The following is a 25,607-nucleotide window of genomic DNA, read 5'->3' as shown; positions in this document are numbered from 1 at the left end:
TTTTCGAAGAAGCCGTCATGCGGCCTTTTTCACTTGCACGGCCTGCTCGATCACGCCCATCACGTCGCTTTCCTTCATGATGAGCAGGTCCTCGCCATCGAGCTTGATCTCGGTGCCGGACCATTTGCCGAACAGGATGCGGTCGCCGACCCTTACATCCAGTTCGCTCAGCTTGCCGCTGTCGTCGCGCGCGCCGGGGCCGACGGCGATGACTTCGCCTTCCTGCGGTTTTTCCTTGGCAGTGTCGGGAATGATGATGCCGCCGGCGGTCTTTTCTTCGGCCTCGATGCGGCGGACCAGGATCCGGTCATGCAATGGACGGAACGCCATGTCGTTCTCCTCTTTGGACAAACAGGTTTTGAGGTTCCTCCGCGCCGGACCGGCAATTCGGACCGGAGCGGGGTGCGGCGACCCGTTCAGGCATCGCGCGCGCATATCGAGCTAGTTTTGCCATTTTTCGGTTTCAAGGGGGTCGGCCAAAAAATTTAGCACTCGCACGGATGGAGTGCCAACAGACTGTTATCGCAAGGTTATTCTTCGTGGGGTCGGGTACGGCCGCTTGAATTCCGACGCGATCCAGCAAAATATCCGCAGCCGGCGCAATCGTGGGCGCTGGAACCGCTCACCCTCTTGGAGAGTTGGGTTTAGACGACCGCCGAAAGGAGACATGAATGGTTGAAAATGTCAGCAAGGCGTTCCGCCTCCAGATGGAAGGCTATGGCCTGACCACCGCACAAATCCATTACCATCTGCCTGACCATCGCAGCCTGTTGCAACTCTATGTCTGGCAAGACTACGACCTGGCGCCGGAATTCCCCGAACTCAAGGAATTTCTCTCCTATTGGGCGCGCGAACTCGACGGGCCGCTCCACTCCGTCCAGGTCGCCCACCACCGGCTCATAACCCCATCGGAGTGGCGGGCCGTCGACGGGGTCATCACCGTCCAGTAAGGCGGCGCCGTCACGCATGCGGGACTCACCAGAACCCGACCAGCGACCGCAGCATCGCCTTCGCGCCCGCCGCATCCCGGCATTGCTCGCGAAATCCTGGCCTGCCCGTCGCACCCAGCACATCCTCGTCGATATCGCGCAGGATGAGGCGCGCATTGCGCCAGCCGATCCTGGCGAGCGCGGCCGCCAGATCCGCTCGGGCAGGATCGAACGGACCCTGCTTGGCGGCCGGATCGGCGGGCCGATCGATGTCGTTGCTTGCGCCGATCGTGTGGCGCGGGATGGTCACCGTGGTGCCGGCGTCGAAAGGCGGAGAAAGATCGAGGAATCGGGAGATGGAAGCCAGGCAAGCGGCCGGCGCAGAAAAGAGCTGCTCGTAGCAGACGAAATGCACCGGCGCGCCGGTGCGGCGAAGCGCGTCCATCGCGAAGTAGAACTGGTTCCAATAGTCGGCTGGTGAGCGGAACCTGTACTCCATCTGCCCGGGCTGGGTGAAATCCTGCCTGATTTCGAACGGCTGGTTCAGGAAGGGACCGAGGTATTTGGCTGGCCTGAAGATGCTGTCGTTCCGGGAGAAACGAAACCATGACAGAAGCTGGGTAATGGGGTCCTTGCTCATCACGATGATAGGAAGGTCTCCATATTGCAGCGTGCGTCCGTCCATCAAGGCCGGAAAGACCCCATGCTTCCAAAAACCCTGGTCGAAGACGACAGGCATGCCGAGATGGGTTTCGACCAGATGCTTGGCCAGATTCGTGCCGGATCGCGGCGTGCCCATGATGCGGACCCGGGCGGCATTGCCGCCGGGCTCAATCCGCGTTTCCCCGAGGCTAGTCATCGGCCCTCATAGCGCCAGGCTGCCCTGTTCCGCCACCTCGGCGTTGGGGTCACCCGGCGCGGTGGCCCAGGCGAGTTCGACCAGCGTCACCGTGCGCTTTCCCGTGCCGTCGAGCTGGCAGACGATGAGGCCCTGCTCCTCGATATAGGTCAGCAAGCGCCGGGCGCGGCGCATGGAGTGCGAGCCATAGGCGCGCGCGATCGCGCCATCGCTCGGGCACGGCCAGCCCTCCTTCGCCGCGCGCGCGATCATCATGAACACGCCCTGCATGTCCTCCGGCAGCAGCGAGGCGCGCACCGAAACATCGCGCCATGCGTCGTCCTCGGCCATGTCGGACCCCACTCCGGCACGGGCACGCGTCAGCATGCGGCGGAATTCCTGGAGATCGGGTATGACCGAGGCCAGCCCTTCGATGCGGCAGCGCACGACGAATTCCTGGTAGAGGACGCCGATGACGCGAAATCCAGCGTCCGGTTCGGCCAGGATGGCGCGCAGGACGCGGTCCATCCGCGCGCGCCGTTCGGCCAGGTCCTCGGCGCTGGGCGCCGGCCCGGCCGGTTCGGGACGGATGTCGAGCGGCGCTGCTTTCGCCGCCATCAGCTGCTCCAGCAGGTCCGGCGACGCCACCCGGCGCGGCGCGCGCATCGTCTCCGGCGGCGGCGCGGCCAGGATGATGGCGCGGGCGTCCTCGAGCGCTGATTCCGGCATCGCCATCAGCCTGGGGGTGCCGTTGCGCGGGCTGGTGTCGGTCGGGCCGATGCGCAGGCCGAGCGGCCGCCGCGACAGCGCCGGCCCAAGCGCCATGAACTGACCGCGCTCCAGATCGCGAAACGCTTCCGCCTGCCGCCGCTCCATGCCGAGCAGATCGGCGGCGCGCGCCATGTCGATGTCGAGGAAGGTGCGGCCCATGAGGAAGTTGGAGGCTTCCGCCGCGACGTTCTTGGCGAGCTTGGCCAGCCGCTGCGTGGCGATGATGCCGGCCAGCCCCCGCTTGCGGCCACGGCACATCAGATTGGTCATGGCGCCGAGCGATAGCTTGCGTGCTTCGTCGGACACCTCGCCGGCCACCGCCGGCGCGAAAAGCTGCGCCTCGTCCACCACCACCAGCATCGGATACCAATGGTCGCGCGCGACCTCGAACAGCCCGCCGAGGAAGGCGGCAGCCCGCCGCATCTGGTTTTCGGCATCGAGCCCTTCGAGGTTGAGCACGGTGGAGACGCGGTGGATGCGCGCCCGCTCGCCGGCCGCCTGCAGGCCGCGCTCGGTATGCTCCTCGGCATCGATCACCAGATGGCCGTAGCGCTCGCCCAGCGAAACGAAGTCGCCCTCGGGGTCAATGATGGTCTGCTGCACCCAGGGCGCGCTCTGTTCGAGCAGCCGCCGCAGCAGATGCGACTTGCCGGAGCCGGAATTGCCCTGCACCAGAAGGCGGGTCGCCAGCAGCTCCTCGAGATCGAGCTTCGCCGGGGCGCCCGCCGTCGTCTGTCCCATCTCGATCGCAACGGTCATGTCAGACTCATCGGCTCCTTCACGGACGGGCTTATCAACCCGAGCGCGGCCCGTCGAGCCGCGCGGGCCAGGCGATTCGCGTTGCGCACAGATCAGAGAACGTTGCCGTGGCCCGCAATGGACGACCGGAAACAGGCTGGCCGCCTGCCGGTTATCGCCCCAGGCCTGTGGATAGTAACCACCTGTTCACCATGAGACGGCGTTCCGATTGCGGACACCGGGCATCCGCCTAGCCTGACCCTGCATCGCGCCCCAACGTGATGCGCCCCAACGCCCCCAAATGGCGGCCGGCGTTTTCAAGTTTCTCTCCAACGTATACGCCGGTCGCCACTCCTTTTGGTTACAGCTCATGCGGCTCGACCTGTCCCGGGACTGGCGGCAATCGCGGCGCATCCAGCCCCCTGAAGGGATCGCGCCAGGCGTCGATGGCTTCAAGCCGCCGATACCAGCTGTTGACCCGCGGATAATCGCCGAGCGGCAAGCCCGCGACATCGTTGAACGGCAAGAACGTCGCCATGCGGAAGTCCGCATAGGAAACCGACGTCCCGACCAGCCATTGCCGCTCGGCAAGTTCGATCTCGAGGATCGCGGCGGCCTTGCCGAACGCGTCCAGCCCCTCCCCGACCTTTTCCGCGTCGATCGGCCCGATTTGATAGCGCTGCTTGGTGCCACGCTCGAAATGAACCATGTCGCAGGCCCGTGCGAAATTGTCCTTGCCCCAGCTCAGCCAGCGGATCATGTCGGGTTCGTCATCATCGCTCCGCCAGAAGTTCGAGCGCGCATCGCGCGACAGCCGGCAGGCTATGGCGTCGGCCTCCCACAGGCTGCCGCCCGGCCACGCCAGTATGGGCAGGGAAAGATTGGGATTGAGCGGCCGGAATCGCTCCGCTTGGCCCGGCGCGAAAGGCGACGCAAATTCGAAGGTCACTTGCGCCTCGAGGTGACGCGCCACCGCGACCGCCAGGCGCGGATTGGGGTTGCGGCTGAAATACAGTTTTGTTTCCGTCCCAGCCGGCATCGCCTCGACCCTGTCACTCATGTCTGCCTCTCCTTGTCCCCGGCGACCATCGTCGGATCAAGGACGGATGCGACTGGCGCGATCCGACAAATCATACACCCCATGGTAGGGGTGGAACGAGCAGCCCATCGAAACGGGATGGCCGCGCAAAGTTTGGGTTGACCGTCTCCGATGGCGAGGCGACACTTCATCCCGCAGCAAGGCAGGAGAAAGAACGATGGATGAACCCGACCGCTGGCGCCACATGTCCAGCGCGCCGAAAGACGGCAGCCGGATCCTCGTTACGGTCCGCCCATCCGAACAGGGGCCGGCGGAAGTCGACCTTGCCTACTGGTCACGCACCGATCAATTCGGTGAGGAAGGCTGGCGCGCTTCCGATTCCTCGCCTGGCCGCGTCGTCGAATATGCCGAGCCCGAGCTGAAATGCTGGATGCCGATGCCCTCGGCCAATCTCAGCCGGGGCGCCTCGATGCCGGCGCCCTGGGAAGGCGACGACGCGCAACAATTGGACGGCTCCGGAATTTAGCGCCGGGGGGCGAAGCTGCCAATCTCCCCCCTCGTGGGGGAGATGTCCGGCAGGACAGAGGGGGGCGCCGTAGAGCGCCGGCATCAATCGTAGTCGAAACTGCTATGCCTCATACGCCATTGCCTCCGCGAAACCGCGCGAACGCCAAATCGATGCGGAAGGCTATGACGGATGCCGAGCTGAAGCTCTGGAATGAACTTCGTGCACATCGGTTAATGGGGCTGGGATTTCGCAGACAGTTTCCAATTGCCGCTTATATCGTCGACTTCGCATGCCCGCAGAAGAGGCTTGTCGTCGAAGTCGACGGATCGCAGCATGGCGATAAAGGTGTTGCAGTGGATGACACTGTCAGGACGATGTACTTGGAACAGGACGGCTGGACCCTGTTGCGGTTCTGGAATGACGATGTGATTCACGACATCGACAACGTCTGCCAACATATTGTCATCGCGGCAGGTTTGAGCGGTGTCGACTTATAGGCCGGCGGGACAGCGCCCCCCTCTGCCCTGCCGGGCATCTCCCCCACATGGGGGGAGATTGGCAGCTTTGCCGTCGGTTCCTTTAAAACAAAAACGAAGCCGTGGCCGGGTTTGGGCCGCCTCGGCCGTCAGCCGAATCCATGCCTCGGATGGTCTCCAGGTCCTGCGCATCCAACTCGAAATCGAAGACATCGAAATTGGCCGCGATGCGGTCCTGCTGGATCGATTTTGGAATGACGATCAGCCCTTGCTGGAGATGCCAGCGGATCATGGTCTGCGCGGCTGACTTGCCATGCTTCCTGGCAATGCCCGCGATGGTCGGATCGCCGAGCAGCTTGCCGCTGCCCAGCGGGCTCCAGCTTTCCGTATGAATGTCGTGCTTGGCATGGAATTCCCTGAGCGCGCGCTGCTGGAAACGGGGGTGCAGTTCCACCTGGTTGACGCTTGGCACCACGCCCGTCTCGCCGATGATGCGCTCCAGATGATCAGGATTGAAATTCGAGACGCCGATCGACTTGATGCGGCCGGCCTGCTTCAGCTCGACGAGCGTCTTCCAGGCCTCGACATATTTGTCCTGGCTGGGCACCGGCCAGTGGATCAGGAACAGGTCGAGCTGCTCGACGCCGAGCTTCTTCATCGTGCCGTCGAAGGCGCGCAGCGCCGCATCGCGCTGGTGGGCGCCGTTGCGCAGCTTGGAGGTGATGAACAGCTCTTCCGCCGGCACGCCGGCGGCGCGGATCGCCTCGCCGACGCCCTCCTCGTTCTGATAACCCTCGGCGGTATCGATCAGCCGGTAGCCGGCCTCGATCGCCCAACCCACCACTTGCGCGGTGATGTCGTGATCGACCTGCCACACGCCAAGGCCAAGCTGGGGAATGGCGGCGCCGTCGTTCAAGGTGATCTGTTCGGGCATGGTTTCTGGCATGGTTGGGTCCTCGGCAAATTGGCAAAGAGTGTCAGGCGAGCGAACGTGCGGTGCATATCTAGGCCTGGCTCGAACGATCGGCCAGTCGGCTGCGACAAATGGCGAATTCGCCGGGAAGGCTACTCGGTCTCGAACGGGATGAAGCGGCGGTCGACATAGCAATCCAGATATCCGGTATGGACCGGCTCGGCCAAGTGACGGGCCTTGAAATACGCCAAGGCAAGAAGCGGTTGTCCGCCTTCAATCGGTTCCACGCTGATGCATTCGCGCAGATTTCCAGGCTTTCCAATGGACTCCAGTCGGTCGAGTTTCACCAGCCGCTTTGCGTCCACGCTGTAAAGTTCGCCGAGCACCTGATACCCGGTGCCGGGCTCGTTGAACATCATCGGAGCAAAACGCGGGCCGGCGACAAGCATCGGCAGGCGCTGGCGCGTCTTGTACGCGCCGAGAAAGCGCGCACCGGACAGCCCCCGGGCGTGCAGCGGAAATCCCCTTTTCAGCGTACCGAAGACAAACAGGTTTTCGTCCATGTACGGGAACGCTCGTGCCACGTCAAAGTTCATGGAGTGAGGGGCTTATCGCCGTGCGGGGAGCAGCGGCCTGTGGGGGCGGACCGAGTTGGGCCTGCTCTTCCTCGATATGTTCTTCGTGCCCGGGCATTTGCGTGGGAAATCCTATGGCACGCGGCTTCTCGCCCTGGTCGAGGTGGAAGCACGACGCCGTGGCTGCAGCCGGGCCGTGGTGGAGACGAGCAGTTTCCAGGCACCCAGGTTTTATGCCAGACATGATTACGAGGAATTCGGCCGGGTCGAATTCGGCATTGGCGGACACGCCCGCATTTTCCTGCGCAAGCATCTCGAGTGAGCGCTCGGTCCCAAGATGCGGGCCGTGGCGCTCGGCGCGATCCTGGCGGCCATTTGTTTCACCGCAATTCTGCAAGCGAAGCGCCTACACTTGCTGGAATTGCGCTAGCGAGGCCGGCGCACCGCCCGCACCACGCCGGCGTTTCCGCTGCCGCAGAAGAGACGGTCGCCGCCATCGGATTCCAGCCCGGAGATTCCCATGCCGGCCGGCATGTCGAGCTTCTCCAGAACCTTGCCCGTTTGTGGGTCGACGCGGCGCAGATCGCTCTCGTCGCCTTCCCAGGTGGCGTGCCACAATTCGCCGTCGACCCAGGTCACCCCGGTGACGAAACGGTTGGATTCGATGGTGCGCAGGATTTTTCCGGTCTCGGGATCGATCTGGTGGATCTTGCGCTCCCGGTGCTGCCCCACCCAGAGCGTGCCTTCGGCCCAGGTCAGCCCGGAATCGCCGCCATTGCCGGGTGCCGGAATGGTGGAGATGACCTTGCCCGTATCGGGATCGATCTTCTGGATGCGATCATTGGCGAGTTGGAAGAAATGCCGGCCGTCATAGGCGGTACCGGCATGCGCCGCGACGTCGATCGAATGCAACGCCTGTCCGCTCTCCGGATCGAAGGCGTTCAGCCTGTCGCCCGAGGCGAACCAGACATTCTTGCCGTCAAAGCTCACTCCGGCCACCGCCTTGGCGCCAGGAAAGGGTCCGTATTCCCTCAGGATTTCAGCAGCTGCATGTTTCATGTCTCGATCCTCAATCGTTGCTGCTCCCTTCCTAATCGTTCGGCAGCGGCGCGGGGAGTAACAAGGTGGTCGTGAATCCAGCCACCGGCGGCGTCATCCAGCGGCGGGCCCGGCCATGGCCGAAGGACTGTACCTTGCCGGCCCCGGCAAGCGGCTCGAGCGCCCGCTGCACGCTGCGTTGGCCGGTTCCGAGCGCCAGCGCCAGCGCCGAGCTCGACCAGGCCTCGCCGTCGGCCAGCAAGGCCAGCACGGCCGCGTGCCGCTCCTCGATCGGCCGCGCCAGCACCAGCACCGCCCGTGCATGGCGCGGCGCCAGCCTGAAGCCCTGCTTGGTTGCGCTGATGCCGGCCAGCGCGCGAAGCTCGGCGCGCAGCCGGCCGATCTCGACGCGCAGGCGCGCGCGATGGGATTCATCGGCATGCTTGCCGCCGAAGGCCCGCGCCACGAGTTCCCCCCGCGACACGTCGCCTGGCCAGGCTTCGGCGAGCGTCCGCGCCAGGGCGAACAGCACAGGCCGGCTCGCCAGCGAAATCGTGGTCCTGTCAGCGCGCACGGCGTAGCGGAAGGCATCGACGACCAGACCGGGCGATCCCTGCAATGCCTCGACCTCTTCGAGCAGCAGCGGCCGCTCCGTCCCTTGCACGATCAGCCGCGCCGCCGGCGTCTCCAGCGCCTGGCTTGCGCTCTCGACCTCCGCGACGAGGCCTGGAATGCCGGCTATGCGGGCGGCATGGCGCGCCCATTCCAGTGCCGCGCGCGCCGGCCGGGTCCTGAGCCGCCGCATGGCGATGCCAGCGACGGCGAGCTCGTGCGCGGCCCTGGCCGCCGGCGGAAGCGGCGCCGGGTCGAGCCCGGCCAGCACATGCTCGGCCTCGTCGAGGCGGCCAATCAAGAGCAGGCGCCGGACCTTGAGGTGGCCGGCATGCGCCGCGTTCAACCGGTCGCCATGCTTTTCCAGTGCCGTGCGGGCCGCGTCGAGCGCCTTGGCCGGCCAGCCAAGATCACGCGAGACCAGCGCGATCTCGGCCTCGGCGACGACGCAGCGGGCGCGCGCGACGGCCTCTTTCGGGCTGAAGGCGCGCGCCGCGCGCCGCAACAGGAGCTTGGCACGATCGAAGTCGCCGAGCTGCGCCATGGCGATGCCGCGCAACGCCAGGGCCGGCGCATCCTCGCGCAGGGCGACGCGGTCGAGCGCGCCGAGCGCATCGCCCGAAGCCAGCGCCAGCGCCGCCGCGTTGATCAGCGAGTCCATTCAAATCCCGTCACACTTGTAACTCCCACCCCGGCGCGCCGCCGCCCTACCTTAGGTCAGTACCGTCAACCAGCAAGTCGTGCCGGCCATGACGGCATGCAAGGGAGAACCAGAAAATGCCTGCCCCCACCGAACTCGACCTCGCCGCGGCGAATGATACGGCCAAGCACGCCGGACGCCACCCCTGTTGCGCCGGCCCGGATCTCTTTGATCCCCCCGCGCCCGCAACGCCCCGCCTTCCCCAGGCAACGACACACCGCAACGACGCCACTGGCAAAGGAGAAGACCAATGACCATGACCATGAACACCCCGCCGATCGTTTCACGGCAGGACTGGGAAGCCGCTCACAAAGAGATGCTGGTGAAGGAGAAGGCGACGATGCGCGCCAGGGATGCGCTGTCGGCCGAACGCCGGCGCATGCCATGGACGGAAGTGGACAAGGCCTATGTGTTCGATGGCCCCGACGGCAAGGTCAGCCTGCTCGACCTGTTCGAGGGCCGCCGCCAGCTGATCGTCTACCGCGCCTTCTTCGAGCCCGGCGTCTATGGCTGGCCAGATCACGCCTGCCGCGGCTGCTCGCTCGGCGCCGACCAGGTCGGTCACCTCGCCCATCTCAACACCCGCGACACCACGCTCGCCTACGCCTCGCGCGCGCCGCAGGCCGACATTGCGCGGCTGAAGCAGCGGATGGGCTGGGAGATGCCCTGGTACACCATCACCGACAGCTTCGACAAAGACTTCGGCGTCGACGAATGGCACGGCCACAACGTGTTCATCCGTGACGGGAACCGCATCTTCCGCACCTATTTCACCAACAACCGCGGCGACGAGGCTTTGGGCACGGTCTGGAGTTATCTCGACATCACGCCGCTCGGCCGCCAGGAGATCTGGGAGGACTCGCCCGAGGGCTATCCGCAGACGCCGCTCTACAGCTGGTGGAACTGGCACGACAATTACGATGCCGGGGCCGACAAGAAATGGGCTGAAGTATCCGCCGCCGGCGAGGCCGCCTTCCGCGACAAGGGCGAGAAGTAGCTGGCGCAAGCCTGTCTGGGTTCCTCGCCCCGTCTCCGGCGCGGGCGGGGAACCGGCCTCGCAACCATCAAGGGAAGAAGATCATGAGCGATATCCATTCCGGCATCGGCGGCGCGTCCCCCGAAAACATCGCCACCCCAGGCATCGCCGACTGGCTGTGCCTCGCGGCCGCCCCGACTTTCGCCCTGATGGCTCTGCTTTCCCACGGTCTCGGCGGCGATGCGGCCATGCAATGCATGGGCGCGCCTTCGCCAATCACGGGAATGCCTGCCATGTACCTGCTGATGAGCGCCTTCCATCTGGCGCCGTGGCTGCGGGTGATTTCGGGCCGCGCGATAAAGGCGAGCCGGACCTGAGGGAACGCGGCCGGCATGCCTACCGTGCCGGTCTTACATCGCGATGTCGTTCACCGGCAGCAACGGCTTCGGCAGGGCGCTCTCGCCAAGCCCGGCGCGCATCTCGATCTCGATGTCGCGCCAGATCCGCGAGAACGGCATGTCTCGCCGACCTGATCGCCGGAGATGGGCGCGGAACATCTCCCGCGCCCATCTCGCTTAGCCCTAGCTCAATTGCACTTCGGCTTGGCGCTGTTGCAAGCGTCGACCAGCTCGGCCGGCGGATCCTTGTGGAACACTGTCTTGAACGATTCCATCACGTTGGACTGCACCACCGGCAAGGACTGGACACCGACCCAGGCGGGCGTCGGTTGACCGATAAGCGCCTTCATCATGGCAAGAGCCTCTGCGACGCCCTGGTCATAGGGACGCTGCGAGCCGGTTGCCTTGAGCGGGCCGCCCTTGGCGATTTCGATTGCCGATTGCAGGCCGAGATCGACGGTGGTGATCGGAATGTCGATGCCTTGCGCGCGCATCGACGACAGCGTGTCGAGCGCCGGCTGGTCCCATACCGCGTACAGGCCCTTCACATCCGGATTGCCGGTCAGGAAATCGCCTGCGATCTGCGAGACCTTCGACGGATCGGTGAAATCGACCTGCTTCATGATGATGTCGGGGCGGTTCTTCTTCATCCACTCCGAGACGCCCTTGGTGCGCTCATTGGTGCTGAAATAGTCGACGCCGAAATTCACCAGGCCGATCGTGCCGCCCTTAGGCATGCAGGAGGCGAGGATCGTTGCGGCGATCTGGCCATTGCCCTGGCTGTCGGCCGAAACCATCGTGGCAAAATCCTTGGGAGACGAGAGGCCGACCGGAATGCTGTCCATGAACACCAGCTTGATGCCGGCCTCGCCCACCTTCTTGTAGGTCGGCGCCGTCGCGGTGAAATCGACGGGGATGGAAATGATGCCGTCCGGATGCTGCTGGATGGTGTTCTCGATATCGGCGATCTGCTTGTCGACCTGGTATTCGGCCGAGGCCACGCCGGTGACGGTGACGCCATATTTGGCCAGCGTTTCGCTGATGCCTTGCACCTGGAGCTGCGACCAGTCGAGGTTCACAGTCTGCATCGAAATGCCGACCTTGAACTTGCCGGCCTTGACCCTGGCGGCCTCGTCGTCGGTCAGTTTCAGCTCGTCTGGCGAGGCCGCCTTTTCGCCATGCGGACCTTGGCCGACAATGCCCTTGGGGCCGAGCGTGGCCATGTCGACGCCGGTAACGCAGGTGTCGGGCGTCTGCGCCAGGCCGATGGACGTCGACAGGGCGAACGCGCTGACGGCGAGGCTCAATGTGCCCAATAGGATTCTTGCCGAATGCTTCATGACTTCCTCCGTTGATTGTTGATGTCTGGTTTGCCGTTTGGAGCCGGCGATTTTCTGCTGTGATCCGCGGATGCGCGCCTTACCTCCTCGTGAAGGCGACCGCGGCGACGATGATTGCTCCCTTGATGACGAGTTGCAGCGACGAGCTGACGCCAAGCAGCACCAGCCCGTTGTTGAGCGTGCCGATGATGAGACTGCCAAGCAGCGTGCCGAGCACGAAGCCGCGACCGCCGAACAGGCTGCAGCCACCGAGGATCACCGAGGCGATGACATCGAGTTCCATGCCTTGCACCACGTCGGGCCGCGCCGCATGCGAACGCGCTGACAGGATAAGCGATGCGAGGCCCGCCAGCGTCCCGGTCAGGACGAAGGCCAGCGTGGTGACCCGCTTGATATCGACGCCGGAATAAAGTGCAGCCGTCGGATTGCCGCCGGCCGCATAGACCCGCCGCCCGTAAACGCTGTAGTGCAGCAGCAAAATGCCGGCGACGGTGACGCCAAGCGTCCACAGTATGGGCGCCGGGATGCCGAGCACCGAGCCCTCGCCGAAGATATTGAAGTAATACTCGTTGGTGACGATGACCGGCTTGGTGTTGGTGACCATCAGCGCCAGGCCGCGCGCACCGCTGAGCGTGCCCAGCGTCACCAGGAAGGACGGGATTTCCAGCCGGGTGGTGAGCACGCCGTTGATCAGCCCGATCAGCGCTCCGGTGCCCAGTCCGGCAACTGCGCCGACCACCCAGTTGTTGGCGACGAACGCCATGGCCAGCGACGCGCTCATGCCTGAAAGCGCCAGCGTCGAGGCGACCGACAGGTCGATCTGCCTGGAGATGATGACGAACGTCATGCCGACGGCAATGATCGAGACCAGCGTGGTCTGGCGGCCGATGTTGAGGAAATTGTCGATCGACAGGAACCAGGGCGACGCCAGGCTGAAGACGATCAGCATGATGGCGAAGGCGATATAGAGCATGTAGGGGCGCTCGCCCTGCAGCAGGTTCAACAGCGCCAGGCGGCCGCCGGGCTGATTGACGGCCATTGCCGCCGCCGTTGATGCCTTTGCCCGACCTTCGGTGTCCGTCATGCCGCGTGCTCTTCCGATGGCTGTGAAATCTGAATGAGATGATGAAGGTCTTCGGCGCTGCCGAACGCTTGCCTGGACACTGTCTTGATGATGCGGCCGTCGACGACGATCGAGATGCGGTCGCACAGCTGCAGCAGTTCCGACAGGTCAGACGACACCAGAAGCACCCCGCTTCCAGCCGCCGCCGCGCTGCGGATGACGCCGTAAATCTCCTCGCGCGCGCCGACATCGACACCGACGGTCGGCTCGTCGAGGAGGAGCACGCGCGGCCTTGGCTCATTCCATTTGCCGAAGACCACCTTTTGCTGGTTGCCGCCGGACAGGTTCTTCACGGTGGTCGCGGCGCTCGGCGCCTTGACGGCGAGCCGCCGCATGGCGGTATCGGCCCGCTCGCTCGAGGCACCACGCCGCAGCCAGCCGAAGCGGGAAAACTCTCGCAGCCTTGGCAGCACCAGATTGCGCTCGATCGAATGCTCGAGCACCAGCCCCTGCACGTGCCGGTCCTCCGGCACCAGGGCAATCCCCTGGCGGATCGCAGCCGCGGGACCGATGCCTTTCAGCGAGACGCCATCCAGGCTTGCCGCGCCAGACTGCACGGGCCTGAGGCCAAAGATGGTCTGCAGGATTTCCGTGCGGCCGCTGCCGATCAGCCCGGCAAGGCCGTGGATCTCGCCACCGCGCAGCTGGAGGTTCACCCGATCAAGCCGGTCGTTGCCGACATCGACCAGTTCGAGCACCGGCTTTCCGGTCGCGGCGGACGACGGCGCCCCCTGCCCGGCCTGGGCTTCATTCTTCAGGACGGCATGATCCGGCCCGACGATCGCGGCCACCAGCTGCCGCATGCTGGTTTCCTGCGTGACGAACGTCCCGGCGTTCTGCCCGTCGCGAAACACCGTCACCCGATTCGAGATCCGGAACACTTCGTTGAGGCGATGCGTGACATAGATCACGCCCACGCCTCGCGCGGCGACCGCCCGGATCGCCTCGAACAGGATCTTCTCCTCGTCGTCGGTCAGCGCCGAGGTCGGCTCGTCGAGGATGAGCAGGCGAACATCGCCCATCAGCGCCTTGGCGATCTCGGTCATCTGGCGGTAGGCGAAGGGCAGCGAACCGACCATGGCGCGGGCATCGAGCGGAATGTTCTGCGATTTGAGAAACGCCTCGGCTTGCGCCACCATCTGGCGTTTTTTCAGGAAACCAAGCCGCGTCTTCGGCTCGCGCCCCAGCATGAGATTGTCGGCAACCGACAGCGACTCGACCAGGCTCAGATCCTGGTAGACGACCGCCACGCCGGCATCGCGCGACTGTGCGGGCGAGGCGAACGAGACAGGCTTGCCGTCGATCTCGATCGAGCCGCCATCATGCACATGCACGCCGCTCAGGATCTTGATCAGCGTCGATTTGCCGGCGCCGTTTTCACCGAGCAGGGCATGCACTTCACCGGAACGGATTTCGAGACTGACGCCGCGCAGCGCATTGACGCCGCCAAACCGCTTCCTGACGCCCTCGACGCGCAGCAAGGGTGTCCCGGACATCGGCGCAATCGAACCCTGTTCGATCGCAATCGAACCCTGTTCGATCATGATGCCCGCTCTTCCTCCCTTTAACGCGTCCCCTACCCAGATCGTCCGCGAGTCTCTTTTGAGACTTCTCTTACTTTTTTTGTGACTTTTTCATCAGGCTGGCGAAATGTCAAACGGAGTCGGACCGACGGCTATCAGCGCTGCACAGGGAATGTGGCCGAAGCCTCCCCAACTTCGTCATTCCTGGGCGAAGCAGGAGCGTAGCGACGCAGCGCAGACCCGAAGATGACGAAGTGCAGGCGTTTGCGCCAATCGCCAAGGTCCATAGTCCGGCGACGCAACCGACCCGCGAAAACCTCTGCACGGTGCAATCAGAATGAATCCGGCCCGGCTACCCCCTGTTCGGTGATCACCGCATCGAAACCATCCATGCCGGAGAAGAAGGCACGCTTGAGCTTGCCGATCTTGCTGGAGTCGATGACCAGATAATTCTCGCGCGCCAGGCCCATCACCTTCTGCTTCACCACCGCCTCGTGGAAATGCTCGCAAGTGGCGCCGCGCTTGGCATCGACGCCGGCGGCCGAGAGGAAGGCGGTGTTGATGCCGACGCTCTTCAGGATGTCGAAATCATGCGTGCCCGAGAAAGACGCCGAGGCCGGATGGTAGACGCCGCCCAGCATGATGATCGTCACATTGGCCTTGCGGGTCAGGCGCTCCGCGACATTCATGGCGTAACATATTGCCGTTATTCGATAATCGTCGGGAATGAGGTCGATCAGATGGATCAGCGTCGTGCCGCAGTCGACGAAGATCGTCTCGTCGGGCCGTATCTTGCGCACCGCGTGCAGGCAGGCTTCGCGCTTCGCCGCCGCATGGCTGTCGGCCGCGGTCGCCAGTTCGTAAGGGATATCGGCATCGATCTCGGCCGCCGCCAATATGTGTCCGCCGAGATAGGCGATCTGGCCCTGGTTGGTGGCGATGTCGCGCCGCACCGTCATTTCGGAGACGCCGAGCAGCGTGGCCGCTTCGCTGAGATGGATAACCCGCCGTTCCGATAGCAGATGGATCAGCCGTGCCGTCCTTTGTGCCTTGCGAGCAGTCATGCATTGACCCTGTCGGTCGCCTGAAATGTGACGATTTTAACAACCGCTTCCGTTCAGATGCAAGCGACGCGTGCGGGCGGGCCTGCCGTGGGCCACGAACATGCCTGTTACAAGGATGTTGCCTGCCTGAAACCAATTGTGCCGACCATCAGGCGTTGGTGGATTTTCCCGCACCGAACCGCAGCCCGTCCATCAACAGCTTGACCAGCCGGCGCGAGCGGTCGCGCCACTCGGGCGTGTCGGGTGCCGAGTAGATGCCGCCGAGCGCGTGCAGCACGTCGGAAGCATCGACGTCGCCGCGGATCGTGCCGTCGGCCACCGCCGCCTCGACCAGTTGCCGCAGCGCCTGCGAAACCCTGCCCGACGTGTCGGAGAACAGCGTGGAATTGGTGGTGAACAGGATGCGCAGGCTGGTCGAGAGTCCCCGCTTGGTGGCGATGTAGTCGACGAAGCGGCGCATCCATTCTTCCAGCGCGACATCGGAGGCATGTTTTCCCGCAAGCTCGCTCGCCGCCGCGCACAGCGCCTCCACCTCGCGGCGGTAAACCACTTCGACCAGATGCTCGCGCGTTGGGAAATGCCGGTAGAGCGTGCCGATGCCGACGCCGGCCTGGCGCGCGATCTTCTCGAGCGAAGCGTCGATGCCGCGCTCGGCGAAGATTGAAGCCGCCACCTCGACCAATCGGTCGCGGTTGCGCCGCGCATCGGCGCGCAGCGGTTTTTGCGCCGTCTCGGGCTTTGGTTCGACAGATGCGGGCGGCTCAAAAGCCAATTTTTTTCTCCACCTGGGATATGGGGGCTTGAACCATGCCTGGCCAGCCCCCACGTAAATAAACGGAGGCACCTCCGCTTTTAGTGGAGAAGCCTTATCATATAATCAGGGGAACCGGTATGTCACGTCTCTCGAAGCCGCAAGCCGCCACTTTCCCAACCGGGTGGAGATTGGCTGTCGCCTGACCTTGCCCTTCCCCGCCTCTACCCCAATTCATTCCCCTCAGCGTCAAGCAACTGGAGCCAGACGCCCATGACCAGCCTTCCCATCTCGCTCACCGTCAATGGACACCGACACGAACTTGAGGTCGACCCCCGCGTCACCTTGCTCGACCTGCTGCGCGAGCGGCTTGACCTCACCGGCACCAAGAAGGGCTGCGACCGCGGCCAGTGCGGCGCCTGCACGGTGCTGGTCGACGGCAAACGTATAAACTCCTGCCTGGCGCTGGCGCTCAGCCATGACGGCGCCGAGGTGCTGACCATCGAAGGTGTCGCTCACGGCGAAGAACTGCATCCGGTGCAGGCCGCCTTCATCAGCCATGACGGTTTCCAGTGCGGTTTCTGCACGCCCGGCCAGATCATGAGCACGCTCGGCCTGATCGCCGAGGGCCAGGCCGGCAACGATCCCGAACGCATCCGCGAGGGGCTGAGCGGCAACATATGCCGCTGCGCGGCCTATGGCGGCATCGTCGAGGCGGTCCTGGAAGCCCAGGAGCAACTTGCCAAGGCCAACCGGAGGACAGCGGCATGAGAGACTTCGATTATATCAGGCCCACCTCTATCCCCAATGCCATCGCGGCGGCGGCCGAGCCGGGTTCGGCCTACCTGGCCGGCGGCACCAATTTGCTTGACTTGATGAAGGGCGGTGTCACCAGCCCCGAGCGCATCGTTGACATCTCGCGGCTGCCGGAACTCAACCGCACCGAAAGGCTGGACGATGGCGGCCTGCGCATCGGCGCGCTGGTCCGCAATGCCGACCTTGCCCACGACCCGGCGTTCGCCAAGGATTATCCGGCGGTGGCGGAAGCGCTGCTGTCAGGCGCCTCCGCGCAGCTTCGCAACGCCGCCACTGTCGGCGGCAATCTCCTGCAACGCACGCGCTGCAGCTATTTCTACGACACCGCCAGCGCCTGCAACAAGCGTGTGCCAGGCGCGGGCTGCGCGGCACTTGGTGGCGAAAATCGCCTGCACGCCGTGCTTGGCTGGAGCGATGCCTGCATCGCCACCCATCCATCGGACTTCTGCGTGCCGCTGGTGGCGCTTGACGCCGTTGTCGAGATCGAAGGCACAAGGGGCCGGCGTCATGTCACGCTGGAGGAATTCCACCGACTTCCCGGCGCAGCGCCGCAGCGGGAGAATGCGCTGGAGCCCGGCGACCTGATCGTCGCCGTGCGCCTGCCGGCGGAGGCTGCCTCCTTCGCCGCCAATGCCCGCTACCTGAAAGTCCGTGAGCGCACCTCCTATGCTTTCGCCGTTGTCTCGGCCGCGGCGGCACTCGTCGTCGACGACGGCAAGATCCGCGCCGCAAGGCTGGCGCTCGGCGGCGTCGCGGCCAAGCCGTGGCGCGCGCGCGCGGCGGAAGCCGTGCTGCTTGGCGCCGACGCCAATGAAGCGACCTTTGCCAGCGCGGCCAATGCCGCATTGGCCGATGCCAGCCCTTCCGGCGACAATGCCTTCAAGATCGAGCTTGCCCGCCGCATCGTGGTCAGGGCGCTGATGTCAGCGCAGGCGGGAACGCCCGAGCGGCTGCCGGCCCTGCCTGCCTCCCCCTTTTCCTCTATTCCCGGAGCGCGCCATGACGCTTGAACTCAGCTTCAACCAGCAACCCGGCCATCTCAGGCAAGGCTCCAGCATTGGCCAGCCGCTGACCCGCCGCGATGGCTTTCTCAAGGTCACCGGTGCCGCGCGCTACGCGGCCGACAACCATCCGCCGGGCACGCTCTACGCCGTGCTCGCTGTCGCGAGCATCGCGCGCGGCCGCGTTGCCTCGCTGGATGTCGAGGCGGCCAAGGCGCATTCGGGCGTGGTCGAGGTGATGACACCCAGGAACCGGCCGGCGCTCGCCACCGACCCGGATGCCAAGGACCATCCGTTCATGTTCCGGCTCGACCTGCTGCAGAACGACCAGGTCCGCTACCCCAACCAGAGCATCGCCGTGGTGATCGCAGAAACGCTGGAGGCGGCGACCGAAGGGGCGGCACTGCTGTCACCGCGCTATGAAGCATTGCCGGCGCGCGTCGGTCTCGACGGCGCCAAAAGCTTCGTGCCGCGTGGTGTCGGCGTCGGCAACCCGGCGGTGCAGGAGAAGGGCGATGTCGAGGCCGGCCTCAAATCGGCGAAGACGCGGATCGAGGCCTCCTACGAGACGCCGGCCCAGTACCACAACGCCATGGAGCCGCATGCAATCGTCGCCGCCTGGGATGGCGACAGGCTGTCGATCGACACGCCGAGCCAGGGCCTTGCCATGGCGCAGGGCCGCATCGCCGGCCTGTTTGGCATCCCGCCGCAAAACGTCCATATCCGCAGCCCTTTCCTGGGCGGCGGCTTCGGCTCCAAGGGCATGATTTCGGGGCCGCAAGTGCTGGGCATTCTGGCGGCCAGGCTTGTCGGCCGCCCGGTCAAACTGGTGCTCCGGCGCGAGCAGATGTTCGGCCCGGTCGGCCATCGCGCCCCGACCCGCCAGACATTGCGCATGGGCATGGATGGCGAAGGGCGGCTGACGGCGATCGACCACCGCGCCAAGACCGCGTCAAGCACGTTCGACGATTTCTTCGAACCGGCGGCGGACGCTTCGCACACGCTCTATGCCAGCCCGGCCATCGCCACATCGCACGAGGCCGTGCGGCTCGACACCGGGACGCCGCTGTTCATGCGGGCGCCCGGCGAAGCCACCGGCTCGATCGCGCTTGAGAGCGCCATCGATGAGGCGGCGCATGCCTGCGGCATGGACCCGCTGGAATTCCGCCTGAAGAACTATGCCGAAGTCGAGCCGATGACCGGCAAGCCGTTTTCCTCCAAGGCGTTGCGCGAGTGCTATAGCGAAGCCGCGAAGGCATTCGGCTGGGCGAGCCGCCCGCTTCAGCCGCGACTGATGCGCGACGCCGACGGTTTCCTCACCGGCTGGGGCTTGGGCACGGCGACGTTCCCCGCACTCATGTTCCAGGCCGAGGCACGCGCGGTGCTGCGGGCCGACGGCAGCGGCTTGATGGAGACCGGCGCCCAGGACATGGGGCAAGGCGCCTGGACCGCTTTCGCCCAGATCGCCGCCGACGGGCTGGGGCTCGACATCGACCAGGTCGATTTCAGGGCCGGCAGCTCCGACCTGCCCAATGCAGGCATTGCTGGCGGCTCCGGCCACACGGCGACGGCCGGCATGGCGATCCACAATGCGGGTGCCGCCGTCATCGCCAGGCTCGCCGATCTCGCCACCGGCAACGAGGCCTCGCCCTTGTTCGGCGCCGGCAATGAGGGCGTTGTGGCGCGCGGCGGCCGGCTGTATCGCCGCGACGACGAGAACCGGAGCGAAAGCTATGGGGAGATCCTGACCCGCGCCGGCCTCATGGAGATCGAAGGCCACGGCACGGGCGCCCCGGATCCGGCGTTCCAGGAAGCCTATGCCAAGCACGCACATGGCGCGGTATTCGCCGAAGTGAAGGTCGATCCCGATTTCGGGCAGATCCGCGTCACAAGGCTGGTCGGCGCGTTCGCCGCCGGGCGGGTCATCAATCCCAGGCTGGTGCGCAGCCAGTATTATGGCGGCATGATCTGGGGCGTCTCCTTCGCGCTGCACGAGGAAGCCATCACCGACCGGCGCTCTGGCCGCATCCAGAATGCCAACCTCGCCGAATACCATGTCCCGGTGAATGCCGACGTGCCGTCGGTCGAGGCGATCCTGGTCCATGAGGACGACCCTTACGTCAACGCGCTCGGCATCAAGGGCGTCGGCGAAATCGGCGTCACCGGCACGGCCGGCGCGGTTGCCAATGCCGTCTGGCATGCGACCGGCGTGAGGCCTCGCCGCTTTCCGATCCGCATCGAGGACCTGCTGGGGTGAGGAGTGGTCCGCGTGGCGGACGGGAAGCCAATTGCCCGGCTTCCCGGACGACGACCGCCTGAAGCGACAGCAAAGGCCGGGCAGTTTTAACCAGCCGGCAGCCCGGCCGCGCAACGTGATCAACCGACTTCGCGTCAAGCAACTGGAGCCAGACGCCCATGACGAAAATGACCAAAATTCCCGTTCATCTCGATATCAACGGCCAGCATCACGAGTTGCAACTCGAACCGCGTGTCACGCTGCTCGATGCCTTGCGTGACAGGCTTGGCCTGACCGGCACCAAGAAGAGCTGCGATCACGGCCAGTGCGGCGCCTGCACCGTCCATGTCGACGGCGAGCGCGTGCTGGCCTGCCTGACGCTGGCAGCGCAAGCCGAGGGCCGCACGATCACAACCATAGAGGGGCTTGCACGGGAGGGCGAACTGCATCCCGTGCAAGCTGCCTTCCTCGAACAGGACGCCTTCCAGTGCGGCTATTGCACGCCGGGCCAGATTATGTCGGCGGTTGCCTGCATCCGCGAGGGCCATGCCGGCTCGGATGATGAGATCCGCGAATACATGGCCGGCAATCTCTGCCGTTGCGGCGCCTACCCCCACATCGTCGCCGCCGTGCGCCAGGCGGCGCTGGAGGTCGCGTCATGAGGGATTTTTCCTATCTTCGCGCCACCTCGGCCGACGCCGCCCGCCAGGCGGCAGCACTCCCCGGCGCCATTCTGCTCGCCGGCGGCACGACGCTGATCGACCTTGCCAAATGCGGCGTCGCCGAGCCCGACACGCTGGTCGACATAACGCATCTCGAGGGGCTCGACTGGATCGAGATCGACGAGCGCGGCGCCATCATCGGGGCACTGGCCAGGATGGGCCATGTCGCCGACCACGCTGACATCAAGAGCCGCTTCCCCGCCATATCCGAGGCGCTGTGGCAGGCGGCATCGGCGCAGATCCGCAACATGGCGACCATCGGCGGCAACCTGATGCAGCGCACGCGCTGCCCCTATTTCCGCGATCCCTCGAACTTCGCCGCCTGCAACAAGCGCGAACCCGGAAGCGGTTGTTCGGCGATCGGCGGCGTCACCAGGGGCCACGCGGTGCTCGGCACCAGCGAGGCCTGCATTGCCCTATATCCCGGCGACCTCGCCGCAGCACTTGTCGCTTTCGATGCGGTCGTCCATCTCGGCGATCGGCGCATCCCGGTCAACGACTTTTTCCTGCTGCCGGGCGCAACGCCCGACAAGGAACACGCGATCGAGCCGGGCGAGATGATCACCGCCATCGAAATCCCCGCCTCCGCGGCCGCGCGGCGCTCGACCTATCTGAAGGTTCGCGACCGGCAGTCCTATGAATTCGCCGCGGCCAGTGCCGCCGTCGGGCTAGAACTGGAATCCGACGGGCGCACCATCCGCGATCTGCGCGTGGCGCTCGGTGGCGTTGCCACCAAGCCCTGGCGAGCAAGGGCCGTGGAAGAAGCCTTGAAGGGCAAGGCATTGGAGCCGGAAACTGTCCGCTCGGCCAGCCTGCTCGCCGTCGAAGGCGCCGTCGATCATGGCGCCAACCACTACAAGATCGAGCTCGCGCCGCGCGTCGTCGCACGCGCCATCCTCAAATTGGGAGAAGCGGCATGACCGTTCACAACATCAGAGTTGGTGAAACAAAACGGGGCGACGCCGCCGACGGCGCACTGGTGGAGGCCGTCGGCGGCCGGCTGTCGCGCGTCGACGGCCCGGCCAAGATCACGGGTGCGGCCAGATACGCGGTCGAGCAGCAGCTCGAAGGGCTCGCTTATGCCGTGCTGGTCGAAAGCACCATCGCATCCGGCAAGGTGCTGGCCATCGACAGCAAGGCGGCCGAGGCGGCACCGGGCGTGCTCGAGGTGCTGACGCCAGACACCATCATCAGCCTGAAAACCGCGGCGGACTGGTTCGGCACGCCGCCGCCCGACAAGCCCTATTGCCCCCTGGCGCGCGACATCACCTTCTCGGGCCAGCATGTCGCCGCCGTCGTCGCCGAGACCTTCGAGCAGGCCGTGGCCGCCGCGGCGATGGTCAAGGTCAGCTATGACGAGACGCCTGCCATCGTCGACCTCAGCGACGGCAAGGCCGGCGACGGCATCCCGGTCGATGCCATGACCAAGGAATGGGGCGACGCGGCCGCCGCCTTCGCCTCCGCCCCCGTGCGTATCTGCGCCGCCTACAACACGCCGCGCGAATACCAGGCGCCGATGGAGCCGCATGGCCTGATCGCGCGCTGGGAGGGCGACCACCTCACGGTGTGGGAACCGAGCCAGTGGTTGGACGGCATGGCCCGCACCTATGCCGAATGGTTCGGCGTACCCTTCGAGAATGTGCGGCTGGTCTCGCCCTATGTCGGTGGCGGCTTCGGTTCCAAGGCGCTGGCGCTCGGCCATGGCGCGATTGCCGCGAGTGCCGCCAAAATGCTCGGCCGGCCGGTGCGGCTGGTGATGACGCGGGCGCAGACCTTCACCGGCTATGGCGGCCGCGCCGCGACCCGCCAGACAGTGACGATCGGCGCCGACCATGACGGAAAAATCCAGTCGATCGTGCATCGCGGCGTCAACGAAACCTCGATCGAGGGCATGTGGGTCGAGCCGCTGGGCTCGGTCACCTCGATCATGTACGCGACGCCGAATTTCTCATCGAAACAGAATGTCGTGCGGGTGAATTCGGTGGTGCCGGGCGCCATGCGCGCGCCGGGCGAAAACCCCTCGGCCTTCGGCATCGAGAGCGCCATCGACGAGCTCGCCTACGAGGTCGGCATCGATCCGCTGGAAATCCGGCTGAGGAACTACGCCGAGCAGGATCCGCATGCGAAAAAAGCTTGGTCGACCAGGCAGTTGCGCGAGGCTTTCGCGGCGGGCGCCGAACGCTTCGGCTGGGCCAGGCGCTCGCCTGAGCCACGCTCGATGCGCGACGGCAACCATCTGATCGGCTGGGGCGTGGCCGCCGGCACCTATCCGGTGCGGCGCGCCCATGGCGAGGCGCTGGTTCGCATCCTGGCCGACGGCTCGGTCGAGGTCGAAAGCTCCTCCATCGACATGGGCCAGGGCACCTACACCATCCTGGCGCAGACCGCCGCCGAGACGGTCGGCGTGAGCGCCGACGACGTCGTGGTGAAACTGGGGGATTCCCGGTTCCCCCGCGCCGGTGTCTCCGGCGGCTCGCGGCTGGCCGGCGTGATGACCGGCGCGGTCTACAAGGCGGCGACCTCGGCGCTCGACCAACTGATCGGTCTGGCAATCAGCGATCCCCGCTCGCCCTTCCATGCGCTGCAGGCCAACACGCTGGTCGTCGCCAAGGGCCGCATCACCGCGCCACGCGGCGATGGCCCCGATGTCTCGATCGCCGAGCTGCTGAAAAGCGTCGGCCGCGAGCATGTCGAGGCGACGGGCGACACCATGCCGGCCAATTCGAGCGCCGAGGACCGTTACAAGAACTACACCACCATCGCCATGGCGCTGCCGCACACCGAGGGCGACTATTCCCGTCACTCCTGGTGCGCGCATTTCGTCGAAGTGCGCGTCGACCAGGATTTCGGCACGGTGCGCGTGTCGCGCGTGGTGTCGGCGCTGGATTCGGGCCGGCTCTACAATCCAAAGCTGGCCGAAAGCCAATGGAAGGGCGGCATCATCATGGGCATCGGCCAGGCGCTGCTCGAAGAAGGCATCGTCGATCGCCGCCACGGCCGCATCGTCAACAACAACCTCGCCGATTATCTCGTGCCGACCAATGCCGACATCCCCGACATCGAGACGATCTCGGTCGGCATCCCCGACCCCCACTCCTCGGTGCTCGGCGGCAAGGGCGTCGGCGAACTGGCGATCGTCGGCATCGCGCCGGCCATCGCCAATGCGGTCTTCCACGCGACGGGCAAGCGGATCAGGGATCTGCCGATCACGCTGGAGAAGCTGATTTAGACAGAGGCGTGGTGCGAGGCGCCCCCCTCTGCCCTGCCGGGCATCTCCCCCTCAAGGGGGGAGATTGGCAGCTTTGGCGCTCCGCCAGCTCGACAGCCTTGATCATTGGCGAAGACGATGAAGCGAATGATCTCCCCTCCTTGAGGGGGAGATGGCCGGCAGGCCAGAGGGGGGCGGCCAAGCGCAAACCTCACCATTCCAATGCGAAAACCAGCTTGCCGAAATGCAGGCCGCCGGCGGCCATGTGGGCGTAGGCTTCGGTCGCCTCACCAGGTGAAAACACCTTGTCGACGACCGGCCCGATCCCCGCCGCGCCGATGGCCCGGGCGGCGTCGATGAGATCGGACACAGATCCGGTGTTGTTGCCGACCACCTTCAGCGCCTTGATGATGATCGGCAGCAGGTTGATCGTGGCCTCGGCGCCGGTGACGAAGCCTATGGTGAACAGCGTGCCGCCGGGCGCGGTGGCGTTGACGGCGCGGGCGAAGGTGGCGCTGCCGCCGGTCTCGACCACGAGGTCGGCGCCGAGGCCGTCGGTCAGCTCCAGCACCTTGCCGTCCCAGTCTGATGTCGCGCGGTAGTTGATGAGATGATCGGCGCCCAGGGTCTTCGCCCGTTCCAGCTTTTCGTCCGACGACGAGGTGATGATGACGGTGGCGCCGGCGGCTTTCGCGAGTTGCAGGGTAAAAATCGAGACGCCGCCAGTGCCAAGCAGGACGACGACCGAGCCCGGACCGACATTGGCGGCGCGGATGGCGTTCCAGGCGGTGGTGCCGGCGATCGGCAGCGTCGAGGCCGCCTCGAAGGAGAGGTGCGCCGGCACCGGCACCAGCGAATTGGCCGGCAACACGACATATTCGGCCAATGATCCCGGCAGCGAGACGCCGCGCATCTGCGTCATCTCGTAAGGCCGCGGCGGGCCGCCGATCCAGCGCGGCTTGGCATGGGCGACGACGCGATCGCCGATGGCGAACCTCGTCACGCCCTCGCCCAGCGCGACGATCTCGCCGGCGCCGTCGGCGACGGGAATGAGCGGGAAACTCGGTCCGGGATAATTGCCGCTCGCCACCGCCACATCGACGAAATTGAGGCTCGCCGCACGCTGGCGGATCAGCACCTCGCCGCGCTGCGGTTCGGGGTCCGCGACAGTGGCGGCGCGGAAGGCGCCCAGCTTGGGCTGGCTGAGTTCGATGGCTTTCATGGTTTCACTCCGGTGGACGATTGATGGATTGAGTGAACCTATTTGCTGCGCTATCTCTGGATAATCCTTGTTTTCTGCAATTGAGAACTG

General features: G+C 65.4%; 26 protein-coding genes. 12 read left to right on the top strand and 14 right to left on the bottom strand.

Annotated features, from left to right (window positions below):
• Window positions 1-15 precede the first annotated feature (15 nt).
• Window positions 16-330, bottom strand: a complete 315-nt coding sequence (gene groES / locus LB564_RS30345) for a co-chaperone GroES (RefSeq protein ID WP_140709084.1) — start codon at window positions 328-330, stop codon at window positions 16-18.
• Window positions 331-671: 341 nt separating this feature from the next.
• On the opposite strand from groES, the gene LB564_RS30340 reads away from it, so the two are divergent.
• The gene (locus LB564_RS30340) at window positions 672-950 is read left to right on the top strand and encodes an usg protein (protein WP_224542746.1); all 279 of its coding nucleotides are present in this window, start codon (window positions 672-674) and stop codon (window positions 948-950) included.
• Window positions 951-975: 25 nt separating this feature from the next.
• On the opposite strand, the gene LB564_RS30335 is transcribed toward LB564_RS30340, so the two are convergent.
• The 3 genes from LB564_RS30335 to LB564_RS30325 all read right to left on the bottom strand — a co-directional run bounded on the left by LB564_RS30335 (window position 976) and on the right by LB564_RS30325 (window position 4,336).
• The gene (locus LB564_RS30335) at window positions 976-1,788 is read right to left on the bottom strand and encodes a sulfotransferase domain-containing protein (protein ID WP_224542745.1); all 813 of its coding nucleotides are present in this window, start codon (window positions 1,786-1,788) and stop codon (window positions 976-978) included.
• A gap of 6 nt (window positions 1,789-1,794) precedes the next feature.
• The gene (locus LB564_RS30330) at window positions 1,795-3,297 is read right to left on the bottom strand and encodes an ATP-binding protein (RefSeq protein ID WP_224542744.1); all 1,503 of its coding nucleotides are present in this window, start codon (window positions 3,295-3,297) and stop codon (window positions 1,795-1,797) included.
• A 340-nt stretch (window positions 3,298-3,637) separates the two neighbouring features.
• Entirely contained in the window at window positions 3,638-4,336 is a 699-nt protein-coding gene (locus LB564_RS30325) for a glutathione S-transferase family protein (protein ID WP_224542743.1), read from the bottom strand.
• Between the two features lie 196 nt (window positions 4,337-4,532).
• Between LB564_RS30325 and LB564_RS30320 the strand changes: the two genes are divergently transcribed.
• Together LB564_RS30320 and LB564_RS30315 are read left to right on the top strand one after the other, a co-directional pair.
• On the top strand, window positions 4,533-4,841 hold the full coding sequence (locus tag LB564_RS30320; RefSeq protein WP_224542742.1) for a hypothetical protein: 309 nt from the start codon (window positions 4,533-4,535) through the stop codon (window positions 4,839-4,841).
• Window positions 4,842-4,945: 104 nt separating this feature from the next.
• The gene (locus LB564_RS30315; RefSeq protein WP_224542741.1) at window positions 4,946-5,320 is read left to right on the top strand and encodes an endonuclease domain-containing protein; all 375 of its coding nucleotides are present in this window, start codon (window positions 4,946-4,948) and stop codon (window positions 5,318-5,320) included.
• Window positions 5,321-5,402: 82 nt separating this feature from the next.
• Here LB564_RS30315 and LB564_RS30310 read toward each other — a convergent pair whose 3' ends face one another.
• Window positions 5,403-6,233, bottom strand: coding sequence for an aldo/keto reductase (locus tag LB564_RS30310; protein WP_224542768.1), 831 nt, complete (start codon window positions 6,231-6,233; stop codon window positions 5,403-5,405).
• A 131-nt stretch (window positions 6,234-6,364) separates the two neighbouring features.
• Window positions 6,365-6,775, bottom strand: coding sequence for a gamma-glutamylcyclotransferase family protein (locus tag LB564_RS30305; protein WP_224542740.1), 411 nt, complete (start codon window positions 6,773-6,775; stop codon window positions 6,365-6,367).
• 88 nt (window positions 6,776-6,863) lie between these two features.
• Between LB564_RS30305 and LB564_RS30300 the strand changes: the two genes are divergently transcribed.
• Window positions 6,864-7,109, top strand: a complete 246-nt coding sequence (locus LB564_RS30300) for a GNAT family N-acetyltransferase (protein ID WP_224542739.1) — start codon at window positions 6,864-6,866, stop codon at window positions 7,107-7,109.
• A 104-nt stretch (window positions 7,110-7,213) separates the two neighbouring features.
• Here LB564_RS30300 and LB564_RS30295 read toward each other — a convergent pair whose 3' ends face one another.
• Window positions 7,214-7,846 carry a PQQ-binding-like beta-propeller repeat protein gene (locus LB564_RS30295; RefSeq protein ID WP_224542738.1) on the bottom strand — a complete coding sequence of 211 codons (633 nt, stop codon included), beginning with the start codon at window positions 7,844-7,846 and terminating at the stop codon, window positions 7,214-7,216.
• A 31-nt stretch (window positions 7,847-7,877) separates the two neighbouring features.
• The gene (locus LB564_RS30290; RefSeq protein WP_224542737.1) at window positions 7,878-9,098 is read right to left on the bottom strand and encodes a helix-turn-helix domain-containing protein; all 1,221 of its coding nucleotides are present in this window, start codon (window positions 9,096-9,098) and stop codon (window positions 7,878-7,880) included.
• A gap of 289 nt (window positions 9,099-9,387) precedes the next feature.
• Between LB564_RS30290 and LB564_RS30285 the strand changes: the two genes are divergently transcribed.
• Complete coding sequence (locus LB564_RS30285; RefSeq protein ID WP_224542736.1) at window positions 9,388-10,134, top strand: DUF899 domain-containing protein; 747 nt, start codon at window positions 9,388-9,390, stop codon at window positions 10,132-10,134.
• A gap of 83 nt (window positions 10,135-10,217) precedes the next feature.
• Window positions 10,218-10,490: a hypothetical protein gene (locus LB564_RS30280; RefSeq protein WP_140708666.1), complete on the top strand. Its 273-nt coding sequence runs from the start codon at window positions 10,218-10,220 to the stop codon at window positions 10,488-10,490.
• Window positions 10,491-10,699: 209 nt separating this feature from the next.
• Here LB564_RS30280 and LB564_RS30275 read toward each other — a convergent pair whose 3' ends face one another.
• The 5 genes from LB564_RS30275 to LB564_RS30255 form a co-directional block, all read right to left on the bottom strand.
• A complete protein-coding gene (locus LB564_RS30275; protein WP_224542735.1) occupies window positions 10,700-11,851 on the bottom strand; it encodes a substrate-binding domain-containing protein in 1,152 nt (383 codons plus the stop codon).
• A 79-nt stretch (window positions 11,852-11,930) separates the two neighbouring features.
• Window positions 11,931-12,935, bottom strand: coding sequence for an ABC transporter permease (locus LB564_RS30270; RefSeq protein ID WP_224542734.1), 1,005 nt, complete (start codon window positions 12,933-12,935; stop codon window positions 11,931-11,933).
• Entirely contained in the window at window positions 12,932-14,518 is a 1,587-nt protein-coding gene (locus LB564_RS30265) for a sugar ABC transporter ATP-binding protein (RefSeq protein ID WP_224542733.1), read from the bottom strand. Before LB564_RS30265 ends, LB564_RS30270 begins: the two co-directional genes overlap by 4 nt.
• A 311-nt stretch (window positions 14,519-14,829) precedes the next feature.
• Window positions 14,830-15,561: a DeoR/GlpR family DNA-binding transcription regulator gene (locus LB564_RS30260; protein WP_224542732.1), complete on the bottom strand. Its 732-nt coding sequence runs from the start codon at window positions 15,559-15,561 to the stop codon at window positions 14,830-14,832.
• A 148-nt stretch (window positions 15,562-15,709) separates the two neighbouring features.
• The gene (locus LB564_RS30255; RefSeq protein ID WP_224542731.1) at window positions 15,710-16,333 is read right to left on the bottom strand and encodes a TetR/AcrR family transcriptional regulator; all 624 of its coding nucleotides are present in this window, start codon (window positions 16,331-16,333) and stop codon (window positions 15,710-15,712) included.
• 252 nt (window positions 16,334-16,585) lie between these two features.
• On the opposite strand from LB564_RS30255, the gene LB564_RS30250 reads away from it, so the two are divergent.
• The 6 genes from LB564_RS30250 (at window position 16,586) to LB564_RS30225 (ending at window position 24,316) form a co-directional block, all read left to right on the top strand.
• Complete coding sequence (locus LB564_RS30250; RefSeq protein WP_140708678.1) at window positions 16,586-17,083, top strand: (2Fe-2S)-binding protein; 498 nt, start codon at window positions 16,586-16,588, stop codon at window positions 17,081-17,083.
• Complete coding sequence (locus LB564_RS30245) at window positions 17,080-18,138, top strand: FAD binding domain-containing protein (protein WP_224542730.1); 1,059 nt, start codon at window positions 17,080-17,082, stop codon at window positions 18,136-18,138. The genes LB564_RS30250 and LB564_RS30245 overlap by 4 nt, the downstream gene beginning before the upstream one ends.
• Window positions 18,128-20,386 (top strand): xanthine dehydrogenase family protein molybdopterin-binding subunit, encoded by a 2,259-nt coding sequence (locus LB564_RS30240; RefSeq protein ID WP_224542729.1) that lies wholly within the window; start codon window positions 18,128-18,130, stop codon window positions 20,384-20,386. Before LB564_RS30245 ends, LB564_RS30240 begins: the two co-directional genes overlap by 11 nt.
• 167 nt (window positions 20,387-20,553) lie before the next feature.
• Window positions 20,554-21,027, top strand: coding sequence for a (2Fe-2S)-binding protein (locus LB564_RS30235; RefSeq protein WP_224542767.1), 474 nt, complete (start codon window positions 20,554-20,556; stop codon window positions 21,025-21,027).
• The gene (locus LB564_RS30230) at window positions 21,024-22,007 is read left to right on the top strand and encodes an FAD binding domain-containing protein (protein WP_224542728.1); all 984 of its coding nucleotides are present in this window, start codon (window positions 21,024-21,026) and stop codon (window positions 22,005-22,007) included. The genes LB564_RS30235 and LB564_RS30230 overlap by 4 nt, the downstream gene beginning before the upstream one ends.
• A complete protein-coding gene (locus LB564_RS30225; RefSeq protein WP_224542727.1) occupies window positions 22,004-24,316 on the top strand; it encodes a xanthine dehydrogenase family protein molybdopterin-binding subunit in 2,313 nt (770 codons plus the stop codon). Before LB564_RS30230 ends, LB564_RS30225 begins: the two co-directional genes overlap by 4 nt.
• A 190-nt stretch (window positions 24,317-24,506) precedes the next feature.
• Here the strand turns inward: LB564_RS30225 and LB564_RS30220 are convergent, their stop codons facing one another.
• Window positions 24,507-25,517 carry a zinc-dependent alcohol dehydrogenase family protein gene (locus LB564_RS30220; RefSeq protein WP_224542726.1) on the bottom strand — a complete coding sequence of 337 codons (1,011 nt, stop codon included), beginning with the start codon at window positions 25,515-25,517 and terminating at the stop codon, window positions 24,507-24,509.
• Between the last annotated feature and the right edge of the window lie 90 nt (window positions 25,518-25,607).

It is taken from the genome of Mesorhizobium sp. ES1-6 (assembly GCF_020164775.1).
Classification (GTDB): domain Bacteria; phylum Pseudomonadota; class Alphaproteobacteria; order Rhizobiales; family Rhizobiaceae; genus Mesorhizobium.
The sequence above is the reverse complement of the archived record's forward strand: the minus strand, read 5'-3'. Positions and strand labels throughout refer to the sequence as shown.